This is a genomic window from Micromonospora orduensis, assembly GCF_006228125.1.
Classification (GTDB): Bacteria; Actinomycetota; Actinomycetes; order Mycobacteriales; family Micromonosporaceae; genus Micromonospora; species Micromonospora orduensis.
Genome location: NZ_VDFY01000318.1, coordinates 1 through 7070, shown reverse-complemented (window position 1 = coordinate 7070; position 7070 = coordinate 1). Strand labels below are relative to the sequence as shown.

General features: G+C 69.9%; 7 protein-coding genes. 4 read left to right on the top strand and 3 right to left on the bottom strand.

Annotated features, from left to right (window positions below; all coding sequences use genetic code 11):
• On the top strand, positions 1-362 hold a 362-nt coding region (locus FHG89_RS32570), incomplete at its 5' end, for a cellulose binding domain-containing protein (RefSeq protein ID WP_208761188.1).
• 188 nt (positions 363-550) lie between these two features.
• Here the strand turns inward: FHG89_RS32570 and FHG89_RS32565 are convergent.
• A complete protein-coding gene (locus FHG89_RS32565; RefSeq protein ID WP_139588213.1) occupies positions 551-1165 on the bottom strand; it encodes a dihydrofolate reductase family protein in 615 nt (204 codons plus the stop codon).
• 132 nt (positions 1166-1297) lie between these two features.
• Between FHG89_RS32565 and FHG89_RS32560 the strand changes: the two genes are divergently transcribed.
• From FHG89_RS32560 to FHG89_RS32550, 3 genes are all read left to right on the top strand, one after another.
• Complete coding sequence (locus FHG89_RS32560) at positions 1298-2662, top strand: pyridoxal phosphate-dependent decarboxylase family protein (RefSeq protein ID WP_139588212.1); 1365 nt, start codon at positions 1298-1300, stop codon at positions 2660-2662.
• A 189-nt stretch (positions 2663-2851) separates the two neighbouring features.
• Positions 2852-3256 carry a superoxide dismutase, Ni gene (sodN, locus tag FHG89_RS32555; RefSeq protein WP_139588211.1) on the top strand — a complete coding sequence of 135 codons (405 nt, stop codon included), beginning with the start codon at positions 2852-2854 and terminating at the stop codon, positions 3254-3256.
• Between the two features lie 61 nt (positions 3257-3317).
• Complete coding sequence (locus FHG89_RS32550; protein ID WP_139588210.1) at positions 3318-4628, top strand: radical SAM protein; 1311 nt, start codon at positions 3318-3320, stop codon at positions 4626-4628.
• 79 nt (positions 4629-4707) lie between these two features.
• Here the strand turns inward: FHG89_RS32550 and FHG89_RS32545 are convergent, their stop codons facing one another.
• Together FHG89_RS32545 and FHG89_RS32540 are read right to left on the bottom strand one after the other, a co-directional pair.
• A complete protein-coding gene (locus tag FHG89_RS32545; RefSeq protein WP_139588209.1) occupies positions 4708-5601 on the bottom strand; it encodes an SGNH/GDSL hydrolase family protein in 894 nt (297 codons plus the stop codon).
• Positions 5602-5818: 217 nt separating this feature from the next.
• Positions 5819-7070: glycoside hydrolase (locus tag FHG89_RS32540; protein WP_208761187.1), on the bottom strand; the 1252-nt coding region annotated here is incomplete at its 5' end.

Sequence of the window (7070 nt, the reverse complement as noted above, 5' to 3'; positions counted from 1 at the left end):
CCCCGACCGTGACGCCCACCCCGACCACGCCGCCGCCGGGTTCCGGCGCCTGCCGGGTGAGCGTCGCCGTCAACGCCTGGAACACCGGGCTGACCGAGAACATCACCATCACCAACACCGGTACGGGTGCCGTCAACGGTTGGTCCCTGGTGTTCACCCTGCCCGGCGGGCAGAGCGTCACCTCGGGCTGGAACGCCTCCTACTCCCCCGCCTCCGGGCAGGTGACGGCCCGGAACGTCGCCTACAACGCCGGCATCCCGCCGAACGGGTCGGTCACCATCGGCTTCCAGGCCACCCACACCGGCAACGCCGCCCGGCCGAGTTCGTTCACCCTCAACGGCGCGGCCTGCACGATCGCCTGACAAGGGCCAGCGTCCGGACAGCTCCGACCGGCCCCGTCGCGGACAGCGGCGGGGCCGGTTCGGACCGTCAAACCGGGGTCCGCCAGCGGGATGGGGAGAGGAAGCTCGTCGGCGCGCCCGCTCATTTCCGGTGGCGGTGGCGCACCGCCCGAGGATCAGTCGGCCCTCGGGCCAGCGGCAGAGAGACGCTAGCTTCCTGCTGGCACCTGGTCCTTGACCTCGTCGTAGCCGACCGCGCCGGGCGCGGCGGTCGGCGCGTAGATCACGCGGATCACGCCCGTCGGAAACGCCTCCGTCGCCGTGACCTTCAGGTGGTACGGCGTCTCGCCGTCGTCGAACAACCTGCGGCCCTTGCGCGCTGCGACCGGATGCACCAGCAGGCGCAGCTCGTCGACCAGCCCAGCGGCGAGAAGCTGCTGCACCACCGAGATCGACCCGGGAATCAGGACACCCTTGCTGCCGGCGTCGGCCCGCAGCGCGGTAACGACGTCGACGAGATCACCGGAGAGCAGTTCCGAGTTGCGCCAGGAGAACGTCAGCGGCTGGCGTGAGACGACAATCTTGCGTACGTCCCCGAGCTGCTTGGCGAACGACGCGTCCTCCCCGCCGGCGGCCTCCCGGTCCGGCCAGGCGCCAGCGAAGCTGTCGTAGGTCTCGCGGCCGATGAGCAGGACGTCGGCGGCGTCGTAGTCCTCGCCGACGGCGCGGCCCATGTTGTCGTCGAAGTACGGGAAGTGCCAGTCGGGGTCGATCTCGGCCACACCGTCGGCCGAGATGAACAGCGTGGAGATGACCTTTGCCATCGCGGTGCCCCTTCGAATCGGGTGATGTCGTCAGGTGAACCGCCACAGCATCCCAAAATCATCGGCCGGCCACGGACACCTCGCCGCGACCGTGGTCGTGGACCGGGCCCCGGCCGGGGATAGGGTGCGTCGATGGAGGACCTGACCCACCTGTTCCGCTTGGCCGCCGACCACGCCGCCGACTACCGACGGTCGCTGCCGGACCGGCCCGTGGCGCCGCCCGACCAGGCCGCGCTGGCACGGGCGTTCTCCGGTCCGCTGCCCGCCACACCGACCCCGCCGCAGCAGGTGGTGGCGGACCTGCTCGCCGCGGCCGAGCCCGGCCTCGTCGCCAGCGCCGGCCCGCGCTACTTCGGTTTCGTGGTGGGTGGCGCGCTACCGGCGGCGACCGCCGCCGACATGCTCGCCGTCGGCTGGGATCAGCTCGCCTTCAACGCCGTCACCTCGCCGGCCGCCATCGCGGCCGAGGCCACCGCCGGAGCGTGGCTGAAGGAACTGCTGGACATCCCGACGACCGCGTCGGTCGGCTTCGTCACCGGCGGACAGGCCGCCAACACCGCCGGGCTCGCCGCCGCACGGCACCAGGTGTTGGCCGACGCGGGCTGGGACGTGGAACGACGCGGGTTGATCGGCGCGCCGCCGGTCCGGGTGATCGCCGGAGCGGAGCGACACGCCACCATCGACCGATCGCTGCGCCTGCTCGGCCTCGGCGTGGACGCGGTGCGGCCGGTGCCGGCCGGCCCGAACGGCGCGATCGACCCCGGGGCACTACGCGACGTCCTGCGGGCCGGCCCCGTGGGCCCCACCATCGTGTGCCTTCAGGCCGGAAACGTGAACACCGGCGCCTGCGACGAGTTGCGGGAAGCCTGCGAGCTGGCACACCGCCACGGCGCCTGGGTGCACGTCGACGGGGCTTTCGGCCTGTGGGCCGCGGCGAGCCCCACCACCCGTCACCTCGTGGACGGGCTGGAGCTGGCCGACTCGTGGGCCTGCGACGGTCACAAGTGGCTCAACCTGCCGTACGACACCGCCTTCGCCTTCTGCGCCCGGCCCGACTCGCACGCGGCGGCGATGTCCTTGAGCGCCGCGTACCTCGTCGGTTCCGGTGGCGTGCCGGCGGGCGCGGACCTCACCGCCGAGTCCTCGCGCCGCGCCCGGGGGTTCGCGGTCTGGGCCGGCCTGCGCGAGCTGGGGCGCGACGGGCTCGCCGCCGTGGTGGACCGCTGCTGCGCCCTGGCTCGCCGGTTCGCCGATGGTCTGACCGCGGCCGGGTTCGAGGTGGCCAACGAGGTGGTCCTCAACCAGGTGCTGGTCGGCTTCGGTGACGACGCGCGCACCGACCGGGTGGTGGCCGCGGTGCAGGCGGACGGGACCTGCTGGGCGGGCGGTACGACGTGGCGGGGACGGCGACTCATGCGCATCTCGGTGTCGAACGCCACCACCACCGAGGCGGACGTGGACCGGTCGATCGCGGCGATCACCCGTCTCGCCGCGTGACCCCGCCGAGGAGACCTCGCTTCTCCGGTCACGGCGACGATTCTCACACGCGGTTCCGCCAGGTGCGGCCGGAGCAGGAGCGGCACAATCGGTGTGCGGCGAGCGAGCGACGACGGAGGTTGACATGAAGCGCGGTTGAGGTTCTAGCCTCCGCCGTGGATCACGTTGCTCGCCGTTGGAGGGATTCCGATGCACCTGCCCCGCCGCTTTAGCCCGCGCACCGTCGTCAGCGCCCACTGTGACCTCCCGTGCGGCGTCTACGACCCGGCCCAGGCCCGCATCGAGGCCGAGTCGATCAAGGCGATCGCGGAGAAGTACCAGGCCAGCGACGACCCGGAGTTCCGCACCCGGTCGCTGATCATCAAGGAGCAGCGGGCCGAGCTGGTCAAGCACCACCTCTGGGTGCTGTGGACCGACTACTTCAAGGCGCCGCACTTCGAGAGGTACCCGCACCTGCACGACCTCTTCAACGAGGCCACCAAGCTCGCCGGCGCCAGCGGCGCGAAGGGGGCTACGGACCCGGCCGTCGCGGAGCAGTTGCTCGCGAAGATCGACGAGATCTCGAAGATCTTCTGGGAGACCAAGCAGAGCTGAGCCGTCGAGACCGGGTGGCCGCGTGCCACCCGGTCCGGCACACCCGATCGGAAGGACCCGCATGACGTCGCGTACCGACCTCGTCGAAGAACTGATGAGCCGATTCCCGCAGGTGCCCCGCGAGGCGGTCATCAAGGAGGACCTGCTGCGCGGTGGACTCGCCTTCGACGACGCGGCGTTGACCGACAACGAGAACGGGAACGTCAAGCCGAAGTCGTACTTCATCTTCTCCTTCGACCACCGGACGCTGCCGGAGTTGGGGACGGCCGCGCTGCGCCGGCCGCCGGAAGAGATCGTTCTCACCGGTGGGCCGTACGAGCTGCGCCGGACGGTCGTCTCGGTCCGGACCAATCCCGGGTCTCCGTACCGCGTCCGCACCGACAGCGACGGGCGGCTGCGGTTGTTCCTGGACGGACGGCCGATCGCCGACGTCGGACTACCGCCGATGCCGAACTACTACCGGCACACCCTCGCCAACGGAAAGTCGGTGATGGAGGTCGCCCCGACCATCCAGTGGGGCTACCTCATCTATCTGACCGCCTTCCGGGTCTGCCAGTACTTCGGGGCGAAGGAGGAGTGCCAGTACTGCGACATCAACCACAACTGGCGGCAGCACAAGCAGGCTGGTCGCCCCTACACCGGCGTCAAGCCCGTCGACGAGGTCCTGGAGGCCTTGGAGATCATCGACCGGCACGACACCGAGCGGGCCTCACAGGCGTACACCCTCACCGGTGGCAGCATCACCTCACACGTCGGCGGGCTGGCCGAGGCGGACTTCTACGGCCAGTACGCGCAGGCGATCGAGGAACGGTTCCCGGGGCGGTGGATCGGCAAGGTCGTCGCACAGGCACTCCCCCGAGCCGACGTGCAACGGTTCCACGACTACGGGATCCGCATCTACCACCCCAACTACGAGGTGTGGGACAAGCGGCTGTTCGAGTTGTACTGCCCGGGCAAGGAGCGGTACGTCGGCCGGGAGGAGTGGCATCGCCGGATCCTCGACTCCGCCGAGGTGTTCGGCCCGCGCAACGTGATCCCGAATTTCGTGGCGGGCGTCGAGATGGCCGCCCCGCACGGCTTCACGAGCGTCGACGAGGCGATCGACTCCACCGCCGAAGGGCTGGAGTACTTCATGTCGCGCGGGATCACGCCCCGGTTCACCACCTGGTGCCCGGAGCCCACCACGCCGCTCGGACGGGCCAACCCCGAGGGCGCGCCGCTCGAATACCACGTCCGCCTGCTGGAGGTCTACCGGGCGACGATGGATGCCCACGGCCTCTTGAGCCCTCCCGGTTACGGGCCGGCCGGAGCGGGTCGGGCCGTCTTCTCGGTCAGCTCGTTCATGGACAGCCTGCCGTCCGCACCCGCCTGATCGCCCGAACCACCGCCGACGCGGCTGAGCCGACCCGCCTTCGCGAAAAGGGGGCCGGCTCAGCCGATCGCGTGTCCGGTCAGCTGTTGAGACGGGCGAGCAGCGCGGTGGCCATACCCTGCTCACCGCGGGCGTTCGGGTGGAACGGGGCGGCCGAGTTCTGCGGCACCAACCCCTCGACCCACCGGGTGCCGCTGCTCTTGCACGCGTCGCGGCCGATCGACGGGGTGTAGACGTCGGCGTAGACAGCGCCGTTCGCCGCCGCGGTGTTGGCCAGCATCGCGTTCAGCGACTTTTCGACGCCGCGCAGGTACGGCACGTCCTGGTAGGCGATCGGGACGACGGGCCAGCAGCCGTATCCGGTGTCCGGCACGATCGCCGGGTACCCGAGCACCACGACGCGCGCGCCCGGCGCGGCCCGGCGGATTTCCTGGAGCACGGTTGTCACCTTCGGCACGGTGGCCGTGATCCGGGCCTGCAACTGGTCGACGCCTCCGGCGGTGTAGCGGTCCTTGCACGGCGACCCGAGCGGGCTGCTGAGGCTGGCCTCCGCGCAGTCGCTGATGATGCCGGAGAAGCCGATGTCGTTGCCGCCGATCTGCACCGTCACCAGCGCGGAGTTCGACGTGACCGCACTGAGCTGCGGCGGCAGCGTGATGCCCAACTGGCCGCTGCCGCCGTAGAGGATGTCGTCAGTGGTGGCGCCGGAGCAGCTCACGTCGGCGAACGACGAGGAGCCGGCGGACGCGGCCACCAGGGACGGGTAGTTGCGGTTGGACCGCAGGCAGTTCAGGTCGACCTGCGTGGGGATCAGCGGACCAGCGGTGTACGAGTCACCCAGAGCGACGTAGCGGCCGGTGGGCACGGCGGCGCTGGCGGGTGTGGCGACGGTGAGCAGCACGCCGACGGTGGCCGTGGCGAGTGCGGCCAGGCGGGCGGCTGCGCGCAGGAGCCGCAGGCGGGGACGGGTCATGACGCCTCCCAGACGGGATCACGGTGGTGGTGGTGCCGAGATCCTGTCGCCGTCGACGTCCGGCGTCAATATCGATGGCCCTCACTAAATGCTGGTCCGGAGTGTGGGACGACGAGGTGCCGCTCCTTCCCGGCGGGACCGCGGTCGGGCGTACGGGTGCGGACGATCCGCCACACCCGTACGCCCGACCGGCCGGCGATCAGCCCGGCGCGGCCCCTCAGAGGGTGAACACGACAGTGGAGATGCTGCGCGCGCCGACGTTGATGGTGGCCTGTCCGCCGTTCACGCTTGTCGGCTGGCTGGCCACGTTGGCGTTCTGGGAGGTGAGGTAGTGCTCCGCCCTTGTGACGTTCTGCGGAGCCTGGATCACGGCGTTGTTGACCGCGCTGTTCGACCGGTTGAGGATCACCAGCGTGATCTTGCCGTCGCCCTGGTAGGCGGTCACCTCCAGCGGCGAGGCCTTGGAACTCTTCGTCAGGGCGACCCGCTGGTAGCCGGGGCGGACGAACTTGGCGTACTGCGAGAAGGCGTACCCGCGCTTGAGCGGAGCGCCCGCCGTGGTGCCGTACGCCGCCTCACCGTCGCCGATGAAGGAGTAGTAGCGCTTGCCGTACCACCAGATGTAGGCGCTCCAGTTCGACTCCATCGACTTGTGCACCGTGCGCATGATGTCGTCGAGCGTCTCGTTCCAGACCGCGAGGTTGCTGGGGTTGCCCCAGATGTTCGAGCCGCTGCCGTCGGCCTCGTGGTAGTTCCACTCGGTCATCCACACCGGCTTGTTGTACTGCTCAGCCAGGGAGTACGGCCTCAGCCGGCCCGAGTCCTCGGTGCCGTACAGGTGCCCGCCGATGTAGCCGATGTTGTTCCGGGCGGTCGTGTCGTTCAGGGTCGGATCGGTGAAGCCGTAGTTCATGTTCACCGCCTCGGCGACCATGAGCCTGGTGTTCTGCACCCTCGCGCCCTGGTCACGGACAAAGTTGCGGAGTTCGGTGCCGCTCCAGTCCATCGAGTCGTAGTTCGGGTGCCAGTCCGGCTCGTTCTGCACCGAGGTGACGTCGATTGCCACACCCTGGTTACGCATGTACTGGACGTAGCTGTTCAGGTGGTTCGCATAGTCGTCGTAGTAGTCGGTCTTCAGCTTGCCGCCGTTCACCCGGCTGTTGTTCGTCTTCCACGCGGCCGGCGCCGTCCACGGTGACGCGAGGATCTTCACGCCCGAGCCCGACGTCTTCGCCGTCTTCAGGGCGTTCACCTGGGTCGACCACTCACTGGAGACGGGCGAGAGGCCGGTACGCACGATGGACAGGCCCAGCTGGTTGGCACCCATCCCGACAAGCGTCTGGGTCTCGGCCGTCGACCAGGTACCGCCCCAGATCGGCGTCGCGGCCCCGAACCCGTCGACCGTCTGGTACCTGGTGGCGCTGTTCACCGTGATGTCCGCCGGGCCGTTCGGAGGCGGGGTGGTCGGG